This window comes from Pseudonocardia autotrophica, assembly GCF_003945385.1.
GTDB classification, from domain to species: domain Bacteria; phylum Actinomycetota; class Actinomycetes; order Mycobacteriales; family Pseudonocardiaceae; genus Pseudonocardia; species Pseudonocardia autotrophica.
Map to the genome: position 1 here is coordinate 4,024,328 of NZ_AP018920.1, position 24,682 is coordinate 4,049,009.

A 24,682-nucleotide genomic window follows, 5' to 3' on the forward strand; every position below is an offset into this window, starting at 1 on the left:
AGTGGCCGCCGTTGCGACCGGGAGCCGGGTCAGGTGCGGAACCGCATCGGCATTCGGGTCCAGCTGTTCCGGATGACGTGCCGGACCGGAACGGCCTCGCCCGCCGCCTCGATCCCGGCGAAACGGTCGAGCAACGCCTCGACGAGCAGCGGCGCCTGCAGCCGCACGAGTGCGGCGCCGGCACACACATGGGCACCCGTGCTCAGTGCCAGGTGCTGGGTGCTCTCCTGGCGGGTGATGTCGAAGCGGCCCGGATCCGGGAACACCGTCTCGTCGCGGTTCGCCGCCATGTACATGAGGTAGAGCCGCTGCCCCGCCGCGACCTCCCGGCCGTTGACGGTCGTGTCGGCCACGGCGGTGCGGCCGAAGGCACGGGCCGGGGTGACGTAACGCAGCGTCTCCTCGATCGCCCGGGGCACGAGCGAGCGGTCCGCGCGCAGCATCTCCCACTGCTCGGGGTGCCGGGCGAGGTGATGGACGAGTCCCGCGAGGAGCGCCCGGGTGGTGTCGCTGCCGGCCGCCAGCACCGTCATCGCGAACATGATGACGTTGGCCTCGGAGAGTTTGTCGTCGTCCAGCTCCGCCTCCAGCAGCACCGAGAGCAGGTCCTCGCCGCCGGGATCGCGGCGCTTCGCCTCGGCGTTGTCCAGGATGAACTGTTGCAGGCTGTGGAACTCCGCGGCCGCCGCCCGGAGCTCGTCGAGGGTGAGATCCCCGCCGAGCTTCTCCAGTTCGTCGCTCCAGAACTGCACCCGGCCGACGTCGGCGTCCGGCAGGCCGAGCAGCGTGGTCGCAGCCTTGATCGGCACCAGCCCGGCGTAGGGCATCCAGTCGGTCACCGCGCCGGGCACGATGCCGGAGAGGATCGTCTCGATCTCGACGGTGAGGCGCTCCTGCATCCGCCGCAGTGCCCGTGGCGCGAAGGCGGGCGCGATCACCCGGCGGAGCTCGGTGTGCCGCGGCGGGTCGGTGGTGCCGACCTGCTCACCACCCCGGGGGAAGAAGCTGTCGGTCAGGGTCTCGTCCTGGTCGCCGCCGCCGTGATCGGCGTACTTCCAGTCGTTGAGGAAGATCCCGCGCGAGCTCACGAACTCGGTCGCCCTGCTCGCCACCTCCTTCACGTCCACATGCCGGGTGAGCACGCACGCGTCGAGCGGTGGGTAGTAGTGGAACGGCGCGTTCTCGCGCATCCAGGCGAACGTCGGCCACGGATCGTCGAGATAGAACTGTGGATCCTCGATCGGGACGTGCGGTGCGGCAACACTGGCCACGGCAGCCTCCGGGGTTCGGACGAAGGAGCGAGCGCCAACTGGCGCATTTAATCTGCTCATCATAACAAGCATTTAGATCCAGTGCCGGATCACGTCCGCGGATCGACCCGGACATGCAGGGCACGACCGGGGTCGGTCGAGGTGAGAGTCCCGACGGCCTCCCCCGTGCGGTCGAGCGGATAGCTCGCGGTGACCATCGGCCCCAGCTGGATCCGGCCACTGTTGAGCGCCTCGACCGCACGCCGGAACGACCCGGGGGTCTTGCTCGGCGGCGCGACGACGGTGAGCCGGCGGTGGACCAGGTCGTCGACGTCGACGTCGAATCGCACCCCGGGCCCCTTGAGACCGCAGAGCACCACCCGGCCGCCGGGCGCGGCGGCGGCCACCGCCTGACGCACGGCCACACCGGAACCGGGAGTCGTGTCGACGACGACCCGATGCGCGCCGAGCGCGTCCCGCAACTCCGCGGGGTCGGCGGTGGCCGCCACGTGGGTGTGCTGCACGCCGAGCTCCCGCGCGAGATCCAGCCGAGCCCGATCGTGCGCCAATCCGGTGAGCGCGACCCGTGGGGAGCCGGAGTGCAACGCGGCCAGGGCGCAGGCGATACCGCGCGGACCGGCGCCGAGCACCAGGACCTCGGCGCCCGCGCCCGCGCCTCCCGCCTCGACCGCCCACTCGAAACCGTTGGCGAGCGGATTGTGAAAGGCCAGCTCAGCGGTCGTCACCGACTCCTCGACGCGGACCGCCGTCGCCCCCGGCGCGAGGTAGAGGTGGGTGGCGAACCCGCCCCACAGCCCGGGCGGCACCCGCGCGGGCATCGTCCCGTAGGTGCCCGGGTAGGTCCGGCAGCGCCCGCCGGCCCGGCACTGGGCGCAGCTGCCGCAGCGCAGCTGCGAGTTCACGGCGACCCGGTCCCCGACCGCCAGCCCGAGACGTCGCGCGGCGGCGTCGCCGAGTGCGACGATCCGCCCGGCGGGCTCGTGGCCGAGGATCATGGGCAGCTCGTAGCCGTGCTCCTCGCCGTGCAGCAGCTCCAGGTCGGAGCCGCAGACGCCGTTCGTCTCGACCAGCACCAGCCCGTCGTCGTCGCCGATCTCCGGAAGGGCGACCTCGACGATCTCCAGCCGTCCGCGGCCGGTGCCGACGACCACCCTCGCGCTGTCCAGCGCCATCGCTGCACTCCCCTCGGAATGCCCGGCATCCGTGCCGGACGTCGACTCTGCATCAATAATCTGACTAGAATAACTAGCTATTGTTCTCGCGTCGCCCGGCGACGGCCACGATTCGTCGCCCGTTCCGCCGGCACGCGCCCCCGAGGAGGGAGCCACACCGATGGACCTGCAGCGGCATGCCGGCAAGGTGGCCGTCGTGACCGGCGCGGCCGGCGGCATCGGCCGGGCCGTCGCAGCCCGGCTGGCCCGCGAGGGCGCGACGGTGGTCGGGTGCAACGTCAGCCCCCGCTCCCGGAGCGAGGCGCAGGCGTACTTCGACCAGCAGCAGCTCGACGTCCGGCTCGTCCCCGCCGACGTCTCCGTCCAGGCGGACGTGGACGCGCTCGTCGAGGCCGCCGGGCCACGGATCGACCTGCTCGCCGGCGTGGCCGGGGCGATGGACAACTACCTTCCCCTCGGCGACCTGGACGACGACACCTGGCAGCGGGTCGTGGACGTGAATCTGACCGGCACGATGCGGGTGTGCCGGGCGGTGCTGCCGATCATGCTGGCGGGCGGTGGCGGTGCCATGGTCGCCGTCGGCTCCCGCGCATCGCTCGGTGCCGGCCCCGCCGGACTCGCCTACGCGACCACGAAGCACGGCCTGCTCGGACTGGTGAAGAGCATCGCCTACTACTACGGCCCGCAGCACGTCCGTTCCAACGCGGTACTGCCGGGCAGGGTGCACTCCGAGATGCACACCCGCTCCGACCGCGGCGGCTGGGCCTTCGAACGAGCCTCGCTGGCCAAGGCGACCATGGCGCCGAAGGCGCAGGCGGACGAGATCGCCGCGGTCGTCTCGTGGATCGGGTGCGACGAGGCGTCGCACGTCAACGGAGCCGTCGTCACGGCGGACGGCGGCTGGTCCGCCGCCTGAGCCCGCGCCCGACCCACCCGTGACCTCCGCGCCGCGGCGGTCCGCACCATCATGCAGAGGAGTGTGCAGTGACCGAACTGGACGGCATCGCCCCGGACGTCGTCAACCGGTTCCACCTGGACCGGCTTCCGTTCCACCAGGCCAGGTCGAGCCTGGACGAGCTGACCCGGCTGACCGGGACGCGGGTCGTCGTGACCGGCGGCGGAGGCGCCGACCTCGGTCAGGCCGTCGTGCACCGGTTCGCCTCCCTCGGAGCGCGGGTCACCGCACTCGACGTCGATCTCGCCGCCGCCCGGCACGTCGCGGAGGAGGCCGCGAACCGGTGGGATGCGGAGGTGTTCGCGCTGCAGGCCGACGTCACCGACTGGGATGACGTGCACGCGACCGTCGGCCGGGCGGCCGAGCTGATGGGCGGACTGGACGTCGTGATCAACAACGCGGGCGGCGGCCTGAAGCTGCACGGGCCGTTCAGCGCACTCGAACCCGATGGCATGCGCCGGCTGGTCGATCTCAATCTCGTCGGCGTCCTCTACTCCACCCGCGCCGCACTAGACCACATGCTCGCCCAGGACAGCGGGCGGATCATCACGATCGCGTCCGAGGGCGGGAAGATCAGCCTGGACGGGCTGGCCGTCTACAACGCGTGCAAGTCCGCGGCGATCGGCTTCACCCGCAATCTCGCCCGGGAGCTGCGCGACACCGGTGTCGGCGTGGTCGCCGTCTGCCCGGGGGTGATGGTGGGGCCGCACGCGTTGTCCCGGCTCGCCGGCAACGGGTCCGCGGCGTCGATCTCGGCGCTCGAGCAGTCCTTCGACCGCCTGACCGCCGGGCGTTTCTCACTCCCCGAGGAAGTGGCCAACATGGTGGCCTTCCTGGCCGGCGAGGCCGGGGCCTACGTGGACGGGACCGCGGTCAGTGTGGGCGGCGGACTCTCGGACTGACGCCGGTACGGAGCCGGGCGGCCGGCCCGCACTCAGTGGACGGACCGGCCGCCCGGTTCCCTCCCGGTGGGACCGGCCGGTCCGAGCGAGCCCGGCGGCTCCGCGGCCGCCCGGCCGGAGACGGGCAACCGCCGTGGCAGGTGCCGCTCGAACACCGTGAGCAGCAGCACCACCACCATCACGGGGATCAGCACCTCCGCGATGATGTGCAGGCCGGTATCACTCGATCCTTCACGGAACGCGACGGCGATGATGCTCCCCGATGCGATCGCACCCACGTAGCCCGAGGTGCGCATCAATCCCGCCGCCACCCCGGTGTCCTCCCGGTCGGCCTGCGCGAACACCGCGGCCTGATTGCCGACGGTGGCCAGACCCACCGCGACGCCGACGACGGTGGTGACGGCGACGACCACGACGATCGGTGTCGAACCGGACAGCAGGAGCAGCGCGACCGCCATCCCCACCCCGAGCACCGCGGAGACGACCAGCGGCACCTTCACCAGCCCGCGACGGGCGACCGGCCCGCTCACCAGGGCACCGGCGGCGCTCATCGGCACGATGAGCAGACCGGCCACCGTGGCCGAGAGGCCACGCGATCCCTGCAACCACTGGGTCAACCCGTACATGACGGTGTAAGCCATCAGCATCCCACCGGCGGTGCGCAGGTAGGTCGTGAGCAACGCACGGTTGGCCAGCAGATCGCGCAGGTCGACCAGCGGGGTGGCCGCTCGCAGCTCCCACCCGACCAGCAGCCCACCGGCCACCAGCGCCGCGCACAACAGGACCCAGTGCGCCTGCGGCAGTGACACGAGAAACCCCACGAGCAACGTCAGACCGGTACCGAACAACGCGATCCCCAGCAGGTCCAGCTCGCCGGCCAGCCGGCGGACCCCGCCGCGCCGGGCGGGTCGGTCGTCGGACGGCAGCCAGAAGTAGGCCATCACCAGCAACGCCACCGCCAGCGGGATGTTGATCCAGAACGTCGCCCGCCAGCCGGCGGCCGACACCAGGAGCCCACCCAGCGGCAGCCCGAGCAGCACCGTGACCTGGCTGGTGGCGACCAGCGTCCCCAGCACCCTCCCCGGGTGCTCGCCGCTCTCGTCCGCCCGCCGCCTGATCATGAGCATCCCGCTGGGGAACCCGGCCGAGGTGCCGATGCCGATCAGCACGCGCGCCACCGTCAGGGTCGTGAGGTCCTGGGCGAGGGCACCGACGGCCCCGCCGACCGCCACGACCACCGCCCCGGCCAGGAACACCCGGCGGGGCCCGAACCACTGCGCGAAGCGCCCCATCGCGGGCTGCGCCACCGCGCTCGCGATGTAGAGGCCGGTCACCAGCACGGCGACCCGGCCCACCGGGGTCCCGAGCGATTCCCCGATGGGGACCAGCGCGGTCGCGACGATCGAGCTGTTGACCGGATTGAGGACGGCCGCGGTGACCAGGGTGAGCGAGAAACGCCGGTTGAACGCCGTGGCGCCGGCGGACGGGGTTCGACGGCCCCCGGTCACACCCGCCACGACTCGCCGGTCGGCGGCTCGGACCGGGAGTCGGCCACCCGCGAGAGGATCTCGGTCGCCTGGGCGAGAATTTCCCGCTCGTCGGGGGTGACGTGCTGCTCGATCGCGCGGGCCAGCCAGGCGCCACGGACGTCGACGATGGAGTCGATCAGCTGCCGCCCGGCCGAGGTGACCGACAGCAGGGACTTTCGGCCGTCGGCGGGATCCGGCCGGGCCTCGACCAGCCCCTGCTTCTTGAGCGTGGTCACGGTCTCGGCGATCGACTGGGCCCGCACGTGCTCGGCCTGAGCCAGCTCGCTCGCGGTGACCGGCCCGCTGTCGCCGATCCGGCCGAGCACCGAGAGTTGCGACATCGTCTGCCCGGTGGTCACCGACGCCTGCTCGAGACGCAGCCGCGCCCGCAGCCGGGTCATGACGAGGCCGAGCCGGACGGCGAGAGCGGGAGCGTCACTGCGTGTACGCGTCGGAACCATGGCCCGAGCATACGAGCAGGACATCTAATCAGGCAAGCTCAGCAGTTTACCTGTCTATTCTGAGACGTGTCATCGGCCAGCCGGCACCCTATGACGCCCGGCAGCTCACCGGGCCGAGCACCTCCCGCCCACCCGGGCCGGCGACGCAGGGCCACCCGGATCGACACCGCACGTACTGCCCGAGCCTCTTGCCAGGTCGCCCCATCGCCGGTAACTATGCGCACTATGCGCCTTGGTTTGAAGTTCGACCTCCGAGCTCCGGCCTTCGGCGCCCCGGCCGAGGCCCTGTACGCGGCGGCGCTCGACCAGTGCGCCTGGGCCGACGCGACCGGTTTCGACACCGTGCGCTTCCTGGAACACCACGGCAGCCCCGACGGGTACTGCCCGGCACCGCTGACCGTGGCCGCCGCCGCGGCCGCGCGCACCTCCCGGGTGCGACTGCGCGCCAAAGCCCTCGTCCTGCCACTGCACGACCCGGTCCGGATCGCCGAGGACGCCGCCGTCGTCGACGTCCTCAGCGGGGGACGCCTGGAGCTGGTGATCGCAGGCGGCTACGTCGCCGCCGAGTTCGCGATGTTCGGCCGGTCGCTGCGCGAGCGCCCCTCACTGATGGAGGACGGCATCCGGGCCCTGAAGGACGCCTGGACCGGCGAGCCGTTCCACTACTGCGGCCGCCCCGCCCGGGTGGCGCTGCGCCCGGTGCAACGGCCACATCCTCCCCTGGTACTGGGCGGATCCTCCCGGGCGGCGGCTCTGCGGGCGGCCCGGCTGTGTGACGGCTTCGAACCGACCCGGGCGGACCTCTACGCCGACTACGCCGCGGAGTGCGCCCGCATCGGCGTGCACCCCGGCGGACCGCCGCCGCCGATGCCGTCCGGCCGGTTCCTGCACGTCGCACGCCATCCCGACATCGCATGGCAACAGCTGGGTCCGCATCTGCTCCACGAAGCACGCTCGTACGCGGGGTGGCTCGCGGAGGCCGGTGCCGGCACGCAGTACCGGGCGGCCGCCGACGTGGACGAGCTGCGAGCAGCGGGCACGCACCGGATCGTCACCCCCGAGGAATGCCTGCGACTCGCCAGGGAACTCGGCCCCGACGGCGGGATCGAGTTCCATCCGCTCGCCGGTGGCTGCGATCCCGAGATCGGCTGGTCCGGCCTGCACCTGTTCGCACACGAGGTGCTGCCGGTACTGCGACAGGAGGGCCTCGTCGCTGAACCCCGAGTGCCCGAACACCCGGAAGGGACGACCGTGACCTGAACGGACGTATCGTTTTTGATGATTACTGTTAGCCTGATTGTCGTCGACCCGGTCGACACACGCTCACAAGGAGGTCAGCGGTGACATCGACGTCCGTCGCCCCATCATCGGGCATCGGCGCCCGGCAGGTGCGGCTCGAGGATCCCGGTCTGCTGACCGGCCGGGACAGGTTCACCTCGGACCTGGACATCCCGGGCTCTCTGCACGCGGTGTTCGTCCGCTCGCCGGTCGTGCACGCCCGGGTCACCGGAGTGGATTCCACCGACGCCGAGAAGGCACCCGGAGTGGTCGCCGTGCTGACCCACCGGGACCTGGACCTGCCCGCGGTCTTCTTTCCCTCGTTCGGCCGGCTGATCGACGCCGCGTACCACCGGGTGCCGCTCGCCTCGGACGTGGTCCGGTTCGTCGGCGACATCGTCGCGGTCGTCGTGGCCGAGACCCTCACCCAGGCCCGGGACGCCGCCGACCTGGTCGAGATCGACTACGACCCGCTCGAAGCGGTGGTCGATCCGGACGCGGCGACCGCGGCCGACGCCCCGTTGCTGTTCCCGGCGACGGGCACCAACGTCGCGGTCGACATCCCGTTCGAGGCGGGCGAGCGGATCGAAGCCCCGGTTCAGGTCAGCCAGCGGGTCGCGCACCCGCGGATGGCCGTCGCCCCGATGGAGCCGCTGGCCGTCGCCGCGGTGCCCGGAGACGGTGGTCGGCTGACCGTCTGGTGCTCCACCCAGATGCCGCACGTGCTGCAGGGGCTGATGGCCGGCTGGCTGCAGATGGACCCGGCCGATCTGCGGGTCGTGTGCCCCGCGGTCGGCGGCGGATTCGGCGGCAAGACCCCCGCTGAGCCGGACTACGTCCTCATTGCGGCCGTCGCGCGGCACCTCGGCCGCCCCGTGCGCTGGACCCAGACGCGCAGCGAGAACCTGCTGACGATGCAGGCCCGGGGCCACCTCTTCGACGTCACGCTGGAGGCGACCGGGGACGGACGGATCACCAGCATCCGATCCGCGAGCCTCACCGACGTCGGGGCCTATCCCGGACTCGGCATCGGGATGGCGATGACCGCACGCGGGCTCATGACGGGGGTCTACGACATTCCGCACGCGCAGCACGTCGTCCGCTGCGTTGCCACCAACACCTCCCCCACCGTCCCGTTCCGCGGCGCGGGCCGACCGGAGGCGATCCACGCGCTGGAGCGGACAGTGGACCGGCTGGCCGTCGAGCTCGGGCTGGACCCGGTCGAGATCCGTCGCCGCAACTTCGTCCCGAACGAGAAGTTCCCCTACGTCAACATCATGGGCACCGAGTACGACTCGGCCGACTTCGGCAAGCCCCTCGACGAGGCCCTTCGCATCGTCGGCTACGACGGGTTGCGCGCCGAGCAGTCCGACCGTCGCGCCGCCGGGGACGACATCCTCCTCGGCATCGGCGTCAGCTGCTATGTCGAGGTCTCCGCGGGAACGCCGGGCATGGGTTCGGAGTACGCCTCGGTCGAGGTCGACGAGGACGGCACCGCCACCGTGGTCGCCGGGACCTCGGCACACGGGCAGGGTCACTGGACCGTCTACGCCCAGGTCGTCTCGGAGCAGATGGGGATTCCGGTCGAGCAGGTCCGGTTCGTACAGAGCGACACCGCCACCGTCCCGCGTGGGATGGGCACGTCCGGCTCGCGGTCGCTGCAGCTCGGGGGCACCGCGGTACGCAAGGCCGCCGACGAGGTCGTCGAGCAGGCCACCCAGCTCGCCGCCCACCTGCTGGAGGCGTCCCCCGACGACATCGAGGTCGCCCACGGGCAGGGGCTGGTGGTGCGAGGTGTGCCCGGCCGCGGGCTCAGCTGGTCGGAGATCGCCGCCGCCGCCGCCGACGACGACCGGCGGCCACCGTCGATGGCACCCCGGCTGTTCGCCGACCCGGGGTTCGACCAGGGCAGTGGCACCTCGCCGTTCGGGGCCCACATCGCCGTGGTCGAGGTGGACCGGCAGACCGGCATGACCACCCTGCGCCGCTTCGTCGCCGTCGACGACTGCGGTGTCGTGGTGAACCCGCTGCTCGCCGAGGGGCAGGTGCACGGCGGCGTCGCCGCCGGCATCGGACAGGCGCTGTTCGAGGCCAGCTTGTTCGACGAGGAGGGTAACCCCACCACCACCTCGTTCGCCGAGTACGGAATGCCCAGCGCCGCCGACCTCATCTCCTACGACACCGCGCACACGGTGACCCCGACGTCGCGCAACCCGCTGGGCGCCAAGGGCCTCGGTGAGGCCGGCACGACCGGGTCCATCGCAGCCGTGCACAACGCCGTGCTCGACGCCGTCGCCCATCTGGGCATCCACCACATCGACCTGCCTCTCACCCCGATGCGGGTGTGGCAGGCGCTGCAGGACGAGGAGTGACCATGACCGAGAGCACCGAGACCGTCACCCTCGATCTCACGGTGAACGGACGGACCCACCAGGTCGAGCTCGAGCCGCGTGAGCTGCTGGTCGACGTCCTGCGCGAGCGTCTCGGGCTGACCGGGACCAACCTCGGGTGCGAGACGACCTCGTGCGGCGCGTGCACCGTCCTGGTCGACGGACGATCGGTGAAGTCCTGCACGATGCTCGCCGTCCAGGGGCAGGGCCGGGACGTCCGCACGATCGAGGATCTCGCCGACGGCGAGGTGCTCCATCCGGTGCAGGCGGCCTTCCAGCGCTGCCACGGCCTGCAGTGCGGGTTCTGCACACCCGGGATGGTCATGGCATCGGTCTCGCTGATAGACGAGGGCCGGGCGACCGACGAGCAGTCCGTCCGCGCCGCGCTCAAGGGAAACCTCTGCCGGTGCACCGGCTACCAGAACATCGTCGCGGCCGTGCTGTCCGCCGCACAGGAGATCGAGGCCGACCGATGACACCGGTTCCGTTCGCCTACCGCCGCGCCACCAGCGTCCAGGAGGCCATCTCCCTGCTCACCGAGCACGGTGAGGAAGCCAAGGCGATCGCCGGCGGACACTCGCTGCTGCCGATCATGAAGCTGCGGTTCGCCGCCCCCGAGCTCCTCGTGGACCTCGGTGGTATCCCCGATCTCGACCACATCCGGGTCGAGGGCGACGAGATGGTCCTCGGCGCGCTCGCCCGGCACTCCGATCTCGAGCTGTCCGCCCTGCTCCGGGAGGAGGTCCCGCTCCTGGCGCACACGGCAGGCCTGGTCGGTGACTGCCAGATCCGGCATCGCGGCACCCTCGGCGGCTCCGTGGCCCACGGCGACCCGTCCGCAGATCTGCCGGCCACCCTCGTGGCGCTGCGGGCGACCGTGGTCGTCGACGGCCCCGGCGGGCGACGCACGGTTCCGGTCGACCACTTCTACACCGGATTCCTGGAGACCGCGCTGGCGCCCGACGAGCTGGTCGTCGAGCTGCGGGTTCCGCGGACCGGCGACGCGCCGTGGGGCTATCAGAAGTTCCGCCGCCGCGGCATCGACTGGGCGATCGTCGGTGTCGCCTACCAGTCCGAACCCGGCGCCGGCGGGATCGGACTGGTCAACATGGGTCCCACCACGCTGCGCGCCGCTGCGGCGGAGGAGGCGCTGCGCGCCGGAGCCGATCCGGCACAGGTCGCCGCACTCGCCGACCAGGACACCGCACCGGTGGGCGACGCCTCGGGATCGCCGGAGTACCGGCGGCATCTCGCGCGGGTCCTGCTGTCCCGCGCGCTCGCCGGCCGCAACTCCTCCTGACCGCGCTCGTCCCACAGTCACCGGAGCGGCAGGGGACGGCCCGCCGCGGCCGTGCACCCGCACGGCCGCTGCGGGCGGGCCGGCGTGTCCATGTCCGCCCGGCCGCTGCCGGGTACCGCTCCGCTGTCCACCCCGAGGGGAAGGCCACCGACCATGACACGAGCCACACACCAGCAGGTCGCCCTCATCAGCGGGGTGGCCCGTGGCCAGGGCCGCGCGCATGCGCTGCGGCTGGCCGAGGCAGGAGCCTCGATCATCGGTTTCGACGCGCTCCAGGAGTACCCGACGGTTCCGTTCGGCCAGGCCACCCAGGACGATCTCGACGAGACGGTCGCGCTGGTGGAGCAGGCGGGCGGGCAGATCCACGCCGCCCGGGCCGACGCCCGGGACCGTGCCGCGGTCACCGACGTCGTCGAGCACGGGGTGAAGCGGCTGGGGAACCTCACCTCGGTCGTCGTGAACGCCGGGATCGGGATCGAGAGCTTCCCCTTCTGGGAGATTCCACAGGACTCCTGGCAGGACTGCATCGACGTGAACCTGACCGGTGCCTGGAACACCGCCTCCGCTGCCGTGCCCTCGATGCTCGACGGTGGGCGCGGCGGATCCATCGTCCTCACGAGCTCCGCCGCGGCGCTGAAGGCCGCGCCGAACCTCGGCGCCTACACCGCGGCGAAGACCGGTCTGATCGGCCTGATGCGGTGTATGGCCGCCGATCTCGCACCGCACCGGATCCGCGCCAACTGTGTCTGCCCGACCAGCGTCCCGACCGAATTCCTGCACAACGAACGCCTCTTCCGGATCTTCCGCCCCGATCTCGACTCCCCCACCGTCGACGACGCCCGGCCCGTGATGGCCGCGATGCATCCGCTCGGTGAGCCGTGGATCGAGGTGCAGGACGTCACATCGGCCGTCGCGTTCCTGCTGTCGGAGGAATCCCGCTACATCACCGGCGTCACGCTGCCGATCGATCTGGGTCTCTCGATCAAGTTCTGAACCTCTCCGACGACGATCACAAGGACGTGATGGTGAACCAGAAGAGTCGATTCTCGCGGCTGGCAGTGTGCTCGGTCGCGCTCGCCATGGCGGTCGGCTGCGGTGCAGCCGCGCCGGCCGACACCGGTGACGGACCCGCGGCGCCCGACCGCGTCACCGTCTCCGTGGTCGGCAACTACATCACCGCCTACGCCCCGTTCTGGGCCGGCGCACCCGAACTCGCCGCGATCGAGGAGCGGTACGCCACCGAGATCGCCTACTCCTCGTTCGGCCGCGGCGGGGACGCCCTGACCGCCGTCGTCGGCGGCGGCGCGGACGTCTGCATCTGCAACTTCGCCCAGGGCCTGCGCGGCGCCGTCCAGGACCAGCCGATCAGCTACGTCTCGAACTTCTTCATCGGTCCCGGTACCGCCCTGATCGGGGCCGCGGCGCACGAGGCGGACCGCGGAACCGACCTGCGGGCCTACGACGGAGGTACCTTCGGGTACACCCAGGAAGGCGGGGCGAGCCATCTGACCCTGGTCGCGACCGTCGAGGACCGGGGCATGAACTGGGCCGACCAGAACGGGATCGCGGTCGGGTCGATCACCGCACTGGTCCCGGCGCTGCAGAGCGGACGGGTGGACGCAGCCGTCATGGACGTCGCGAGCGCCGCGACGAGCATCCGGGACGGCCACGGCTACCTGATCCACAACTCCAACGACCTGCCGAGCTCGGAGGCCGCGACCGGACGGATCCTCGGGAACGGGCTCGTGATGGGCCGGGAGTTCCGGGAGACCTACCCGGAACTGGCCCAGGATCTGGTCGACGCGACGATCGCCGGCCTCGACAGGGTGCGTGCGGAGACCGACGCGAGCGTCGTGCACGGCCTCATGCCACCGGAATTCCAGGAGGCGCACCCGGACCCGGAAGCCTTCGCCGCCGAGTGGGAGCTCATGCAACCCGCCTTCCTCCCGACGGACGGATCGACCGAGCCGGATGCGCTGCGAGACACCACACGTGATGAGTTCTCGGCAGAGGACATCGCAGGACCGGGTGCGCAGAGCTACATCGACAACAGCCTCGTCGACGCCGCGTACTCCCGGCTCGGGATCCCCCGGCCGAGCAGCTCCTGATCCCGTCCGACCTGACCGACCTGACCGAGGAGTGCACCGTGCCGCAGACACACCGGGGACCGGACCTGCAGGACGTCGTCCGGCTCGACGATCCCGCGTTCTTCCTCGCCGATCCGGGCCCCGTCTACCAGCGCATGCACGAGGAGGCGCCGGTCCTCTGGCTCCCCCGGGTCAACGCCTTCGCCGTCAGCAGGCACGCCGACGTGCAGGACGTCTCGCGCCGGGCGAACGTGTTCTCGACCGCCGACGGGATCATGCTCAACGACGCGAAGTTCGGCCGCAACACCGCGGTCGACTTCTTCCCCCCGGACAGCGAGCTCATCGTCACGACCGACCCACCGCGCCATCACGAGCTCCGGCGGGTCATCCAGCCGGCGTTCGCACCCGCGGTGATCGCCGGGCTCGAACCGCGGATCCGCGCCTTCGCCAGGGAGATCGTCTCCGCCATCGAGCCCGGCCGGGAGATCGACTTCCTGGAGTCGGTGGCGGTCCCGCTCCCGATCCGGGTGGTGGCGATGGTCCTCGGTCTCGACGACGTCGACATCGCGACGATCCGGCAGTGGACCGACGAGATGGTGAAAATGGGAGCGCCGGTCGGCGGATCGGCCGAGCTGGACGCCGTGCGGCCCGGGCTGGTCCCGCTGCGCGACTACGTGTACGAGGCGCTGGCCGAGCGGCGCACCCGTCCGACCGGCACCCCCGATCTCCTCTCGGTGCTGGTGGACGCCTCGCTCGATCAGGAGGCGATCTCCGACCTCAACGTGCTCGCGATGGCGATGGCAGTGCTGGTCGCCGGGAACGAGACGACCCGCAACCTGATGTCCTGCACGGCATGGGCCCTGGCCCGGCACCCGGCCGAACTGGAGCAGGTGTGCCAGGAGCCCTCGTTGATCGCCGGAGCGGTACACGAGTCACTGCGGTGGATGAGCCCGGTGATCGCGCACAGCCGACGCGCGACCGCGGGCACGGTGCTCCACGATGTCGAGATCGGAGCCGGACAGTACGTGCACCTGCTCTACGCCGCGGCGAACCACGACGCGTCGGTCTTCCCGGATCCGCACACGTTCGACGTGCGGCGCTCGACCCGGAACCGGTCGATGGCCTTCGGCGCCGGTACGCACATGTGCCCCGGTTCCTCGCTGGCCCGGCTCGAGACGCAGATCCTCCTCGAGGAGCTGCTGGAACGCTTCTCGGGCTGGGAGGTCGCCGGCGAGCCGGTCCGCAATCCGTCCGTGCTGCACAACGGGTTCCTCGCTCTGCCGTTGCGCTTCCACTGATCAGACGGCGGCGACGGCCGGCCCCGATACGACCCCGGCGAGCGACTCGACCTCCGCCGCGAACGTGGCCGCCGTCGTCGCCTCCGACTCGAAGATCATGTTCACCGGCCCGACGGTCGCGCCGCAGAACCCGAAGATCCCGCTCTCGATCTGCACCCGCAGTGCCTCGGTGTAACCGTGCCGCCGGTACCCGTCGGCGTCGCCCCCGGCGATGGCGACCAGGTGGACGGACGTACCGGTCAGCCGGGGCGTGATCCCGGCGTCCACCGAGTGGTCGAACGCCCAGCCGTTGACGTACACCCGGTCGATCCAGCCCTTCAACAGCGCCGGCATCGACCACCAGTACACCGGGAACACCAGGACCACCCGGTCCGCGCGGTCGATCCGCTGCTGCTCGGCGACGACATCGGCCGGGGCCGGAGCGGCACCGTGGTAGTGGCGGACGTCCTCGATGGTGAACGCGGGATCGAACCGCTCACCCGCCAGGTCCGCCACCTCGACGGCCGCACCAGCCCCTTCCAGCGACCCGGCGACCGCGCGGGCGACCGACCGGGTCAGCGACCCGGGATCGGGATGGGCGACCACCACGAGGGTGCGCTGCTGCTCCGCCTCTTCTGTGCTCATGCGGTCGATCGTCGCGGCCCGGGTCCGGGCGCGGCCATGGCCCGGACTCCGGACCGCCTGTCCGATCGTCCGAGACGGGCCGGCGGATATCGGACGCCACGTCCGGTCCGGCGGGCCGGCTGCAACCGGATCAGCCACGGTGGGGTCCGGACCGTCGAACGCACCTCACCGACACGGAGGCAGGGAGATGACCACCACCCCGGCCGATGCCGGAGCCGCCCCGGCGGGCCCGCATCTGCACGCGCTCGACTGGTCCCGGCTGGCGGCGGCACTGAACGCCGACGGCGCGGCCATGACCCCGCCCCTGCTGGAACCGGTGCAGTGCGACGAGATCACCGCGATGTTCGACGAGGACGACCGGTTCCGCTCCACCGTCCGGATGGCCCGCCACTCGTTCGGCGAGGGCAGCTACCGGTACTTCGCCGATCCGCTGCCCGAGCTGGTACAGACCCTGCGCACCGAGCTGTACCCGCCACTGGCCCGGATCGCGAACGACTGGGCCCGCCGGCTCGGTGAGGACGGCTGGCCGGAGACGCTGGAGAGCCTGCTGGACGCCTGTGCCGCGCGGGGGCAGACGAAACCGACGCCGCTGGTGCTCCGTTACGGCCCCTCCGGCTACAACTGCCTGCACCAGGACGTCTACGGCGACCTGACGTTCCCGCTGCAGTTCCTGGTGATGCTGTCCCGCCCGGACGTCGACTTCACCGGCGGCGAGAGCGTGTTCGTCGAGCAACGGCCGCGCCGGCAGTCCCGACCGATGGTGCTGCGACCGGGGCAGGGCCAGGCCGTGATCTTCCCGGTGCGCAACCGGCCGTGCCGCGGTACCCGGGGCGAGCACCGGGTCCAGATGCGGCACGGGGTCAGCGCCGTGCACAGCGGGAACCGGACCGTGCTCGGCATCATCTTCCACAACGCACGATGACGCCCGGCACGACGCCGCGGCCCGGCGGGCCCGACGACGGCACGCTCGGCTGCGACTACCACCGGCAGATCGCTGCAACCGGACACGTCCCGGTGGTGTTCTGCACGCCATGACCGACGACGACATCGGCCCGGGCGCCGGGCACGACGACGGCACGGACGCCGTCGCCTGCGCCCTCGCGGCCGATCTCGACGCCGGATTCGGCGAGCTGGTCGACGCCCATCGGGATCTGCTGTTCTCGGTGGCCCGCAGCTTCGTCCGCACCCCGGCCGACGCCGAGGACCTCGCCGCCGACGCCCTGCTGCGCGCCTACCGGGCGCTCTGCGGGTACTCGACGGAGCGGATCCGGGGGCTGCGGGTGCGCCCGTGGCTGCTCGTGATCCTGCGCAACACGGCACGCAACCGGGCCCGGGACGCGGCCCGTCGACCGGCGCCCCCGCCACGGCACGACCCGTTCGACGCGGCGCTGCCCGAGGATCGAAGTATCGAGCCGGACCCAGCCGAGCAGGCCGAGCGCGGAGAGCTGCAACGCGCGCTCGGCACCGCCCTCGGAGAGCTGTCCGAGGCGCAGCGCACCGCGGTCGTGCTCCGGCACGTGCACGGGCTGCCGACCTCCGAGGTCGCGCAGGTGCTCGGCTGCGCCGAGGGCACCGCGAAGTCGCACGTCTCGCGCGGTCTCACCGCTTTGCGCACCGTCCTGGCCGCACCCGCGGCGCCACGACCGCGTCCCCTCGAAAGGAGGACCTGATGACGACGATCTCGTTCCCGGCCCGCCGCAACGGCCGGCCGGTCCACGACGGCGGACAGAGCGCCGTCGTCGTCGCCCGCTCCGCCGGGCCCGGCGACACCGCCGATCCCGGCGCGGAACGGGCAGCCACCGAGCCCGATCCGCTGCTCGCCGCGCTGTCCGGGCTCGGGACCATTGCCCCGGCCGAGCTCGACGACCGGGTGTTCGCCCGGTGGTTGAGCGCCCCCAGCCGGCTCGGCGACGTCCGGGTGGCGTTCACCGGCGACGGCGCGCAGTTCCTGCGACCGGCCGCAGGCACCGACGACGGCGCGTTCGCCGCCGAGTACCGCAGCCGGTTCGCCCGGCCGCTGCGTCCGGCCCGGCGGCTGCCCGCGGGCGTCGGCCCGTCGCTGCGCGGCACCGCCGCGGCCCGGCCGGAACTGGATCTCGCCGCCGGCAGCCCGTTCGAGCGGGCGGTGCTCGCCGCGACCCGGCGGATCCCGGCCGGGCAGGTCCGCCCGTATGCCTGGGTCGCCCGGGAGGCCGGGCACCCGACCGCGGTCCGCGCGGTGGGCACGGTGCTGGCCTGCAATCCGTTGCCGCTGCTCGTGCCCTGCCACCGGGTCGTCCGCTCCGACGGGGCGCTCGGTGGCTACATGTTCGGCCCGGACCGCAAGTCCGAGCTGCTCGCCGCGGAGGGCGCCGATCTCGCCGAGCTGGCGGCGCTGGCCCGTGCGGGCGTGCACTTCCTGGCCAGCGACACCACCGGGATCGTCTGCTTTCCGACCTGCCGCGACGCCCGCCGGATCACCCGGGCGCACCGGCACGGCTTCGGCACCCTCGACGACGCCCGCCGCGCCGGCTACCGGCCGTGCCGCACCTGCCGCCCGGCCGCCGCCTGACGGCGGCCGTGCCCGGCACCGGCCGTGCGGCTGCAACCCGGCGGAGCGGTCCGGGTTCTGCATCGTGACCACCCGCGACGGCCCGATCCGCGTCCACCACCCGGACACCGACCGCCGCCCACGGAGAGGACCACGCCCGTCATGTCGATCGCAGCCACCACCGCCCGCCCGACCGTCGTCCAGCACACGACCCTGGGCCCGATCACCCTCTCGGCCTCCCCGCAGGGTCTGACCCGCCTGCGCCTGGGCCGGACCGCCCCCGCCGCGCACGACCCGCGGCCCGAGCCCGCCGGCGCCGAGCACGCGCTGCTCGAGCAGGCCGTCGCCGAGCTCGGCGAGTACCTGCTCGGGCGCCGCACCACGTTCACGGTGCCAGTCGACCTGTCCGGGGTCGAGCCGGAGCACCGCCGGGTCCTCGACGAGCTGTGCGCGATCGGCTACGGGCACACCCGCAGCTACGGGGAGCTCGCGCGTGCAGCAGGCCTGACCGAGGACGGCCCCCGCCGCGCCGGTGCGGCCTGCGCGCGCAACCCGGTTCTCCTGGTGATCCCGTGCCACCGGATCGTGTCCGCCGGCGGGGCGCTCACCGGCTACGCCGGTGGATTGCCGGTCAAGAAGGCGCTGCTCGCCCTGGAGCGCGGCCAGTTCCCGCTCGACGCCGACGATCTCAGCGGTCTCGCGGGCTGATCCCTCCACCACGCACCGCGCCGCACCGCTCTGCACGGCACTGCTCTGCACGGCACAGCACAGCACCGCGCTGCACAGCACCGCTCTGCACAGCACCGCACAGCACCGCACGGCGGCCCCGTCGTCACACCGGGGCCGCCGGGTTCCGGTGGTCGTACCCGAGCCGACCGCGGGTACCGACCAGGACCACGACCGCGACGACGAGGCTCCCGGCGGCCATGGCCTGCATCGACCTGTTCGCATCCAGCGCGGGGAACATCTCCGACCACACCACCGAGGCGAAGTTGTTGACACTGACGTGCAGCAGCATCGCCAGCGGCAGGCTCTCACCGGTGCGGTTGAAGACCCAGGTCATCACGATGTTGAAGGTCAGGCAGAACAGCACGAAGGCGGCGGGCCGGGTCCAGTCCGCGTCGGGCCAGCCGCCCCAGTCGGTGACGAACAGCGGCATGTGCCACAACGCCCACAGCGGACCGAGCACCATCGTCCCGGCCAGCGGCCCGAACCGGCGCTGCAGGCGGGGCAGCGCGAAGTCGCGCCAGCCGGGCTCCTCGGCGAGCCCGGTCGTGATCATCTGGATCAGCAGGGCGGGCACGTAGACCGCGACCACCAGCAGCGACGGCATGACGATCCGGCCGCCGGAGAACACGAACCCGGTCACCAGCATCGCGACCGGCACCCCGAGCAGGGTGAGCGCGTACCAGTGCCGGCGGACCCGCCACCGCCACATCCGCCCGATCCAGCGCCGCAGACCGGGCCGGCCGTCGGCGATCGCCGTCACCAGGAACGCCGAGGCGATGGGACCGAGATACGCGCCGGGCAGCACCCCGAGGATCTGGCTGGTTCCCAGGACGTCGGGGAATCGGTAGATCCAGACACCGAGCCCGTTCTCGGAGAGGATGTAGGGGGTCCACGCCACCCAGCTCATGAGGTTGGCGAGCAGGAAGAAGCTCAGCAACGGGCTGCGCCGGATCGCCCCCGCGAGCCCGGTCGCACCCCGCGACCTGGACGGGTTGTCTGTCGAAATGACCATGCCGAGAAGCCTCGGCCGGTCACCGGCCCGGAACGAGCCACCGGCGATGGAAGCTGCGCAGCTGCATCGAAGGATGCAGGGCGCCCCTCGTCAGCCCGCTGCGCCCCGGACGCCGGGGACATCGACGACACGGTTCTGGTAGGCCCAGACGACCGCTTGCAGCCGGGAGGTCACCCCCAGTTTCGGCAGCATCCGCGCCAGGTGCGACTTCACCGTCGACTGCTCGACCACGAGTGTGCGGGCGATGTCGTCGTTGGACATTCCCTGGGCGAGCAACAGCAGGATCTCGTGCTCGCGCGGGGTGAGCAGCTCCTCGGCCCGCCGGCCGGTCACCGGCTGCAGGCTCCGACGGTGCACGAACTCGCGCAGGATACGGCGGGTGAGGGTCTGGTCGATCGTCCCCTGCCCGGCGGCGACCTGGCGGACCGCACGGATGATGTCGTCGGGGTCGGAGTCCTTGAGGAGGAAACCGGACGCGCCGGCCTCCAGCGCCCCGAACACGTAGTCGTCGAGATCGAAGGTCGTCAGGACGAGCACCGGGATCTCGGTCCCCGGCGCGCACAGCTCGCGGGCGACATCGATGCCGCTACGGCCCGGCATCCGGATGTCGAGGCAGGCGACGTCGGGCACCAGGTCGCGGGCCATCTCGAGCGCACTGGTCCCGTCGGCGGCGACACCGACCACGTCGATGTCGGGTTCGGCCCCCATCAGCGACGCCAGACCGGCACGCACCAGCGGCTGATCGTCGGCGATGAGGACACGGATCATGCAGGGGCCTCCGAGGACGGCGCGGTCGGGTTCACCGTACCGACCGTCTCGCCGAGCGGGAGCCGTAGGCGGACCTCCCAACCGCCGTCCGTCGTGGGCCCGTGGGTGAGGTCGGCACCGACGAGCTGCGCCCGCTCCGCCATGCCGAGGAGCCCGAACCCACCGCCGGGGCCCGGATCGGGTCCGGTGGGTACCCCGTTGCGCACGGCGATCGTGAGCCATCCGTCCTGCGGTGCACCGATCTCGACCGTGCAGCGGGCTCCGGGCGCATGCACCGCGGCGTTCGCCAGTGACTCCTGCACCATCCGGTGGGCGACCAGCTGCGCGAGCGGTCCGGCATCGACGTCCTCGTCGGACACGACGAGATCGACCTCGGTGCCCGCCGCCCGCCGGGTCTCGACGAGTGCGGCCACCGCCTCGATGGTCGCCGGCGGCCGGTCGGCATCGGGCTCCTCGCGGAGCAGACCGACCAGCCGGCGCAGGTCGTCGAGGACGGCGCGGCTGTGCTCCCGGATCTGACGCGCCGACCGTCTCGCCGTTGCGGTGTCGGAGTCGATCTGCCGGTCGATCGCCGCGGCCATGATCGCGATGCCGGACATGTGATGGGCGGCGATGTCGTGCAGCTCCCGGGAGAGCGCCGTGCGCTGCCGGGACATCGCCGCGGCCAGCAACGCGTCCTGCTCGCGGCGCAGCGCCTGCACCTCGTTGCGACGCGACTCGGACGCGTCCCGCCGGGCCGCGACGACGAGCCCGAACAGCAGCGGCAGCCCGACGACGACGAGTGCCTGGAACACCGCGCCCGCGGCAGCCGGTCCGGCCTCGGCTCCCGCACCGATCTCGTTGCCGAACTGACCCGTCGCCAGCAGCAGCCCGGTACCGGCCAGGACCCCCCACAGTCGTCGCAGCGGGCGTGCGGCGAGGACCGCGAGGAACACCGCGACCAACTGCACGACCGCGGTCAGGCTGTAGGCCCCACCCGGCGCCGCCCATGCGAGGAGCAGCGGCAGCGCGGTCACCCCGATCAGTACCGCCGCTGGCGCCCGGCTCACCCACATCAGGGTCACCGCCTGGGCCACCAGCACAGCCGCGACCACCCACCATCCGGTCCCGCCGGGGTGCGGCACCGGATCGAGGCCCGCGTCGGCGCCGGCGACGACCGGCAGAACGAGCAGCAGGGCCGTCGCGACGAGCCCGCACACGACGGCCCCCACGACCCGCAGCGGCGCCTGTTCTGCGGTGGACACGGGCAAGCCTCCCCCATCGGGACGATCGCTGATCACCGGTCGAGCACCCGGCCGTCGCCGGGACCCGGCTCATCATCCGGTACGCCGCCCGCGCCGAGAGCCGCCCGGGCCGGATCTGCATCGAAAGACGGAGGTGCCCGGCTGCGTCCCTCCGGGTGACTCCGCCGAGCGCCTGCCGAGCCAGGCTGGAGCACGCGGCCGGCCGGGCCGCCCGATCACCGAGAGGACACGGACGTGACCAACGAGAACGCAGGCCCCGACACCACCGGAGCCACCGACGTCACCAACAGCACCGGCAGCACAGGCAGCACCGGTGTGCCGATCGCCGGCGCCCGCCCGCTGCCGCGACCGCTGCTCTGGACGCTGCTCGTCATCGCCCTGGTGGCGAACGCCGGGCTCTCACTCTCGCCGCTGCCCGCCGCCGTCGCCGCCGCGTTCGGGGTGCTCGTCATCGGGATCGGTGCGCTGCTGATCCGGGACCATCGGCGATCCTCCCGCGCCACCACGTGACACCGTGCCGTCACACCGCACCGCCGCGCCGCACCGCCGGGTGGCTCGGCGCCGGCCGGGTGCCGCCGCGCCCGTCGCAGATCCGCACCCCGGTCGATTGCGCCGTGGAACCGAGGAGGCGGCCTCCCGGCGATTGACCATGCCGCTACGGCACGGTGTCCACTGGGCGCACGGCCGCCGCCCCCGCCGTCGTCGGGACGCCGGACGACCTCACCCGCTCATCCGCCGGGCTGCCGGTGGATGAGCGTCGTCACGTCTGCATGCACCGAGCGAGAGGACCACCGTGCTCACCCTCAGCCACTCGATCGACATCGACGCACCCGCGGATCGTGTGTGGGCGGTCTTCACCGACACCGGCTCCTATCCGGAGTGGAACCCCTTCATGACCAAGGTCGAGGGGGATCTGATCACGGGTTCGCGGCTCGCCGTCACCATCGTTCCTCCCGGTGGACGCCCGAACAGCTTCCGCCCCACCGTGACCACGGTGGAACCCGAGCGGCGCCTTCGCTGGCTCGGCCGTCTGCTGCTCCCCGGCATCGTCGACGGCGCGCACTCGTTCGAGCTCGAACCGCTCTCCCCCGGCACGACCCGGTTCACCCAGTCCGAGCGCTTCTCCGGACTGCTCGTACCGCTTCTGCGCGGCATGCTGCGTTCGGCCGAGGCGGGCTTCGCCGAGATGAACACGGCCCTCGCCGCGCGAGCGGAGTCGCGACCGGCGTAGTGCGGGGCGGTCGTCCGACCGATACGACGACCGATGCGGATCGACCGACGACATCCGTACGTTCCGGGCACCCGATCAGCCCCACAGAGCCCGGCCACGCCCTCCGCCATCGAGGGACCGCGGTGTCTGTGTTCCTCATGAAGGACGAGCCCATGGGATATCTCCCCGTCGGACGCGAGAACAGCCCCCCGATCCAGCCGGACCACGAGAACCAGGGCTCGGGACTGTCCGTCGCCGAGGGTGCCCCGCCCGGTCTGCTCCGGACGCACGCCGAGGAGGCCGACGCGGCGCCGAACCCGTTCCTCGGCTCGGTCCGCGAGGAGGCCGGGGTCGCGTGACCGAGCAACTGGTCGGCCGGACCTACTACTTCGATCTGAGCCCGCTGAAGGTGCGGTTCACCTTCGACTCGCCGTCCCAGGGCAGCTTCGTCGTGCAGGAAGGCGGCGGGCTCGCGCCGGACGGCCACGCCGAGACCGTCACGCTGGACCTGAGGAGGATCCGCGACGGCGTCTACCTGAACTCGTGGACCGAAGCGAGCGGCGCCACGGTGACGCACGTGGAGGACTTCGCCAACGCGACGGTGTACTCCAACGTCACCGTCGACGGCATCCTGTACAACCTCGTCGGAACCATCACGGAGGCACGACCATGACCGACGACACCGTCACCGAGAACGATCGGGCCAGGCGCAACACCGAGATCGTGGTCACCGCGATGCGCGAGCTCTTCGTCGACAAGGACCTCACCGCGCTGGACCGCTACTGGGCCGAGCCGTACGTGCAGCACAGCCCGCAGATGCCCGACGGCCTCGGCACGTTGCGGGCCGTGGTGCCCGGCCTGGAGGGGTTCTCGTGGGAGCCGCAGCGCACCGCGGCCCAGGGCGACCTCGTGTTCACGCACAGCCTCGTGCACGGGTGGGGGCCCGGTCCGGTGGTGATCGTCGACATCTTCCGGCTGGAGAACGGCCGCATCGTCGAGCACTGGGACGTCGTGCAGGACCTCACCGAGCCCGGGTCGACGGCCAGCGGGAACGCCATGGTGTGACCCGCGAGGCCGGTGACCCGCAAGGTTGTCGGCGCCCGGTCGCAAGCACGGGACAGCTCCTGCCGTCGGTCGGCGTGCCGGGCGTGACGTCCGTTCCGGCGCTCACCAGACGGCACGGCCCCCGGACAGGTCGAACGTCATCCCGGTGGTGAAGGAACACTCCTCGGACGCCATCCAGGCGATCATCGCCGCTGCCTCGTCGGGACGCCCGATCCGCTTCATCGGGACCCTGGACGCCGCCCACTGTGACACCTCCGGCGGAGTACGGGACTCCCAGTCCCGGAACAGCGGGGTGTCGAACAGCGTCGGGGTCACCGCGTTCACGGCGATGTTCGCCTCCGCGACCTCACGTGCGATGGTCCGGGTCAGCGCGAGGACCCCTGCCTTCGACGCGACGTAGCCGGCCTGGTTCGGGCTGCCGTCTTTCGCCGCCATCGACGACACGTTCACGATCCGGCCGTAGCCACCCGCGAGCATGTGCGGAATCGCGGTGCGGCAGGTGTGGAAGACACCGGTGAGGTTGACGGCCAGTTCACGGTGCCAGGTCTCGGGCGGGTAGTCCTGCACCACCCACGTACCGTCGGCGATGCCGGCCGCGTTGACCAGGATGTCGACGCCGCCGAGCCGGTCCACCACCCGGGCCGTCGCGGCCTCGACCGCCGCCAGATCGGTGACGTCGACCCGGTCCCGCAGTACCTCGCCGGGCAGGTCGGAGGGCACGTCGCCGACGTCCCACACGGCGACCTGCGCTGCGGACCCCAGGAACCGACGGGTCACCGCGAGCCCGATCCCGCTCGCGCCGCCGGTCACCACCGCGACCCGACCGGACAGGTCGATCTCGTTGCGCTGCATACATT

At 72.1% G+C, this 24,682-nt stretch carries 27 protein-coding genes; 18 read left to right on the forward strand and 9 right to left on the reverse strand.

Features of this window, described 5'->3' with window-relative positions:
• Positions 1-29: 29 nt before the first annotated feature.
• A complete protein-coding gene (locus Pdca_RS18740; RefSeq protein WP_125911466.1) occupies positions 30-1,271 on the reverse strand; it encodes a cytochrome P450 in 1,242 nt (413 codons plus the stop codon).
• Positions 1,272-1,360: 89 nt separating this feature from the next.
• The gene (locus Pdca_RS18745; protein ID WP_158092147.1) at positions 1,361-2,443 is read right to left on the reverse strand and encodes a zinc-dependent alcohol dehydrogenase; all 1,083 of its coding nucleotides are present in this window, start codon (positions 2,441-2,443) and stop codon (positions 1,361-1,363) included.
• 160 nt (positions 2,444-2,603) lie between these two features.
• On the opposite strand from Pdca_RS18745, the gene Pdca_RS18750 reads away from it, so the two are divergent.
• Both Pdca_RS18750 and Pdca_RS18755 read left to right on the forward strand, forming a co-directional pair.
• A complete protein-coding gene (locus Pdca_RS18750) occupies positions 2,604-3,359 on the forward strand; it encodes an SDR family oxidoreductase (RefSeq protein WP_085912800.1) in 756 nt (251 codons plus the stop codon).
• Between the two features lie 68 nt (positions 3,360-3,427).
• On the forward strand, positions 3,428-4,300 hold the full coding sequence (locus Pdca_RS18755; protein WP_085912799.1) for an SDR family NAD(P)-dependent oxidoreductase: 873 nt from the start codon (positions 3,428-3,430) through the stop codon (positions 4,298-4,300).
• A 32-nt stretch (positions 4,301-4,332) separates the two neighbouring features.
• Here Pdca_RS18755 and Pdca_RS18760 read toward each other — a convergent pair whose 3' ends face one another.
• Positions 4,333-5,808 (reverse strand): MFS transporter, encoded by a 1,476-nt coding sequence (locus tag Pdca_RS18760; protein WP_197719766.1) that lies wholly within the window; start codon positions 5,806-5,808, stop codon positions 4,333-4,335.
• Positions 5,805-6,290: a MarR family winged helix-turn-helix transcriptional regulator gene (locus Pdca_RS18765; RefSeq protein ID WP_158092146.1), complete on the reverse strand. Its 486-nt coding sequence runs from the start codon at positions 6,288-6,290 to the stop codon at positions 5,805-5,807. The genes Pdca_RS18760 and Pdca_RS18765 overlap by 4 nt, the downstream gene beginning before the upstream one ends.
• Before the next feature lie 237 nt (positions 6,291-6,527).
• On the opposite strand from Pdca_RS18765, the gene Pdca_RS18770 reads away from it, so the two are divergent.
• The 7 genes from Pdca_RS18770 to Pdca_RS18800 all read left to right on the forward strand — a co-directional run bounded on the left by Pdca_RS18770 (position 6,528) and on the right by Pdca_RS18800 (position 14,643).
• Complete coding sequence (locus Pdca_RS18770; RefSeq protein WP_158092145.1) at positions 6,528-7,550, forward strand: LLM class flavin-dependent oxidoreductase; 1,023 nt, start codon at positions 6,528-6,530, stop codon at positions 7,548-7,550.
• Positions 7,551-7,630: 80 nt separating this feature from the next.
• A complete protein-coding gene (locus Pdca_RS18775) occupies positions 7,631-9,940 on the forward strand; it encodes a xanthine dehydrogenase family protein molybdopterin-binding subunit (RefSeq protein ID WP_085912796.1) in 2,310 nt (769 codons plus the stop codon).
• Positions 9,941-9,942: 2 nt separating this feature from the next.
• A complete protein-coding gene (locus Pdca_RS18780) occupies positions 9,943-10,434 on the forward strand; it encodes a (2Fe-2S)-binding protein (RefSeq protein WP_085912795.1) in 492 nt (163 codons plus the stop codon).
• Complete coding sequence (locus Pdca_RS18785; RefSeq protein ID WP_085912794.1) at positions 10,431-11,258, forward strand: FAD binding domain-containing protein; 828 nt, start codon at positions 10,431-10,433, stop codon at positions 11,256-11,258. Before Pdca_RS18780 ends, Pdca_RS18785 begins: the two co-directional genes overlap by 4 nt.
• A 153-nt stretch (positions 11,259-11,411) precedes the next feature.
• Entirely contained in the window at positions 11,412-12,251 is an 840-nt protein-coding gene (locus Pdca_RS18790; protein WP_085912793.1) for a mycofactocin-coupled SDR family oxidoreductase, read from the forward strand.
• Positions 12,252-12,283: 32 nt separating this feature from the next.
• Positions 12,284-13,366, forward strand: coding sequence for an ABC transporter substrate-binding protein (locus Pdca_RS18795; RefSeq protein ID WP_158092144.1), 1,083 nt, complete (start codon positions 12,284-12,286; stop codon positions 13,364-13,366).
• A 38-nt stretch (positions 13,367-13,404) separates the two neighbouring features.
• Positions 13,405-14,643 carry a cytochrome P450 gene (locus tag Pdca_RS18800; protein WP_085912791.1) on the forward strand — a complete coding sequence of 413 codons (1,239 nt, stop codon included), beginning with the start codon at positions 13,405-13,407 and terminating at the stop codon, positions 14,641-14,643.
• Here Pdca_RS18800 and Pdca_RS18805 read toward each other — a convergent pair whose 3' ends face one another.
• Complete coding sequence (locus tag Pdca_RS18805) at positions 14,644-15,267, reverse strand: NAD(P)H-dependent oxidoreductase (protein ID WP_085912790.1); 624 nt, start codon at positions 15,265-15,267, stop codon at positions 14,644-14,646.
• Between the two features lie 187 nt (positions 15,268-15,454).
• Here Pdca_RS18805 and Pdca_RS18810 point away from each other — a divergent pair, with 187 nt between their 5' ends.
• From Pdca_RS18810 to Pdca_RS18825, 4 genes are all read left to right on the forward strand, one after another.
• Positions 15,455-16,189 carry a 2OG-Fe(II) oxygenase gene (locus Pdca_RS18810; RefSeq protein WP_085912789.1) on the forward strand — a complete coding sequence of 245 codons (735 nt, stop codon included), beginning with the start codon at positions 15,455-15,457 and terminating at the stop codon, positions 16,187-16,189.
• Between the two features lie 109 nt (positions 16,190-16,298).
• Complete coding sequence (locus Pdca_RS18815; RefSeq protein ID WP_125911468.1) at positions 16,299-16,937, forward strand: RNA polymerase sigma factor; 639 nt, start codon at positions 16,299-16,301, stop codon at positions 16,935-16,937.
• Entirely contained in the window at positions 16,937-17,818 is an 882-nt protein-coding gene (locus tag Pdca_RS18820; protein ID WP_085912788.1) for a methylated-DNA--[protein]-cysteine S-methyltransferase, read from the forward strand. Before Pdca_RS18815 ends, Pdca_RS18820 begins: the two co-directional genes overlap by 1 nt.
• Before the next feature lie 141 nt (positions 17,819-17,959).
• Positions 17,960-18,505 carry a methylated-DNA--[protein]-cysteine S-methyltransferase gene (locus Pdca_RS18825; protein WP_085912787.1) on the forward strand — a complete coding sequence of 182 codons (546 nt, stop codon included), beginning with the start codon at positions 17,960-17,962 and terminating at the stop codon, positions 18,503-18,505.
• A 124-nt stretch (positions 18,506-18,629) separates the two neighbouring features.
• On the opposite strand, the gene Pdca_RS18830 is transcribed toward Pdca_RS18825, so the two are convergent.
• The 3 genes from Pdca_RS18830 to Pdca_RS18840 all read right to left on the reverse strand — a co-directional run bounded on the left by Pdca_RS18830 (position 18,630) and on the right by Pdca_RS18840 (position 21,550).
• The gene (locus Pdca_RS18830; RefSeq protein ID WP_085912786.1) at positions 18,630-19,538 is read right to left on the reverse strand and encodes a CPBP family intramembrane glutamic endopeptidase; all 909 of its coding nucleotides are present in this window, start codon (positions 19,536-19,538) and stop codon (positions 18,630-18,632) included.
• 90 nt (positions 19,539-19,628) lie between these two features.
• A complete protein-coding gene (locus Pdca_RS18835; RefSeq protein WP_085912785.1) occupies positions 19,629-20,306 on the reverse strand; it encodes a response regulator in 678 nt (225 codons plus the stop codon).
• Positions 20,303-21,550 (reverse strand): sensor histidine kinase, encoded by a 1,248-nt coding sequence (locus Pdca_RS18840; RefSeq protein WP_085912784.1) that lies wholly within the window; start codon positions 21,548-21,550, stop codon positions 20,303-20,305. Before Pdca_RS18840 ends, Pdca_RS18835 begins: the two co-directional genes overlap by 4 nt.
• 234 nt (positions 21,551-21,784) lie before the next feature.
• Here Pdca_RS18840 and Pdca_RS18845 point away from each other — a divergent pair, with 234 nt between their 5' ends.
• The 5 genes from Pdca_RS18845 to Pdca_RS18865 all read left to right on the forward strand — a co-directional run bounded on the left by Pdca_RS18845 (position 21,785) and on the right by Pdca_RS18865 (position 23,825).
• Complete coding sequence (locus Pdca_RS18845; protein ID WP_085912783.1) at positions 21,785-22,060, forward strand: hypothetical protein; 276 nt, start codon at positions 21,785-21,787, stop codon at positions 22,058-22,060.
• Between the two features lie 283 nt (positions 22,061-22,343).
• Positions 22,344-22,781 (forward strand): SRPBCC domain-containing protein, encoded by a 438-nt coding sequence (locus Pdca_RS18850; RefSeq protein ID WP_085912782.1) that lies wholly within the window; start codon positions 22,344-22,346, stop codon positions 22,779-22,781.
• Positions 22,782-22,933: 152 nt separating this feature from the next.
• Complete coding sequence (locus Pdca_RS18855) at positions 22,934-23,119, forward strand: hypothetical protein (RefSeq protein WP_085912781.1); 186 nt, start codon at positions 22,934-22,936, stop codon at positions 23,117-23,119.
• Positions 23,116-23,433, forward strand: coding sequence for a MoaF-related domain-containing protein (locus Pdca_RS18860; protein WP_085912780.1), 318 nt, complete (start codon positions 23,116-23,118; stop codon positions 23,431-23,433). The genes Pdca_RS18855 and Pdca_RS18860 overlap by 4 nt, the downstream gene beginning before the upstream one ends.
• Positions 23,430-23,825 (forward strand): nuclear transport factor 2 family protein, encoded by a 396-nt coding sequence (locus Pdca_RS18865; protein WP_197719767.1) that lies wholly within the window; start codon positions 23,430-23,432, stop codon positions 23,823-23,825. The genes Pdca_RS18860 and Pdca_RS18865 overlap by 4 nt, the downstream gene beginning before the upstream one ends.
• Before the next feature lie 102 nt (positions 23,826-23,927).
• On the opposite strand, the gene Pdca_RS18870 is transcribed toward Pdca_RS18865, so the two are convergent.
• A complete protein-coding gene (locus tag Pdca_RS18870) occupies positions 23,928-24,677 on the reverse strand; it encodes an SDR family NAD(P)-dependent oxidoreductase (protein WP_085912779.1) in 750 nt (249 codons plus the stop codon).
• Between the last annotated feature and the right edge of the window lie 5 nt (positions 24,678-24,682).

Coding starts and splice junctions, on each gene's coding strand:
- Pdca_RS18745 (WP_158092147.1), bottom strand. CDS start 2,443: ATGGCGCTGGACAGCGCGAGGGTGGTCGTCGGCACCGGCCGCGGACGG.
- Pdca_RS18750 (WP_085912800.1), top strand. CDS start 2,604: ATGGACCTGCAGCGGCATGCCGGCAAGGTGGCCGTCGTGACCGGCGCG.
- Pdca_RS18765 (WP_158092146.1), bottom strand. CDS start 6,290: ATGGTTCCGACGCGTACACGCAGTGACGCTCCCGCTCTCGCCGTCCGG.
- Pdca_RS18780 (WP_085912795.1), top strand. CDS start 9,943: ATGACCGAGAGCACCGAGACCGTCACCCTCGATCTCACGGTGAACGGA.
- Pdca_RS18785 (WP_085912794.1), top strand. CDS start 10,431: ATGACACCGGTTCCGTTCGCCTACCGCCGCGCCACCAGCGTCCAGGAG.
- Pdca_RS18790 (WP_085912793.1), top strand. CDS start 11,412: ATGACACGAGCCACACACCAGCAGGTCGCCCTCATCAGCGGGGTGGCC.
- Pdca_RS18805 (WP_085912790.1), bottom strand. CDS start 15,267: ATGAGCACAGAAGAGGCGGAGCAGCAGCGCACCCTCGTGGTGGTCGCC.
- Pdca_RS18810 (WP_085912789.1), top strand. CDS start 15,455: ATGACCACCACCCCGGCCGATGCCGGAGCCGCCCCGGCGGGCCCGCAT.
- Pdca_RS18815 (WP_125911468.1), top strand. CDS start 16,299: ATGACCGACGACGACATCGGCCCGGGCGCCGGGCACGACGACGGCACG.
- Pdca_RS18820 (WP_085912788.1), top strand. CDS start 16,937: ATGACGACGATCTCGTTCCCGGCCCGCCGCAACGGCCGGCCGGTCCAC.
- Pdca_RS18825 (WP_085912787.1), top strand. CDS start 17,960: ATGTCGATCGCAGCCACCACCGCCCGCCCGACCGTCGTCCAGCACACG.
- Pdca_RS18830 (WP_085912786.1), bottom strand. CDS start 19,538: ATGGTCATTTCGACAGACAACCCGTCCAGGTCGCGGGGTGCGACCGGG.
- Pdca_RS18835 (WP_085912785.1), bottom strand. CDS start 20,306: ATGATCCGTGTCCTCATCGCCGACGATCAGCCGCTGGTGCGTGCCGGT.
- Pdca_RS18855 (WP_085912781.1), top strand. CDS start 22,934: ATGGGATATCTCCCCGTCGGACGCGAGAACAGCCCCCCGATCCAGCCG.
- Pdca_RS18865 (WP_197719767.1), top strand. CDS start 23,430: ATGACCGACGACACCGTCACCGAGAACGATCGGGCCAGGCGCAACACC.
- Pdca_RS18870 (WP_085912779.1), bottom strand. CDS start 24,677: ATGCAGCGCAACGAGATCGACCTGTCCGGTCGGGTCGCGGTGGTGACC.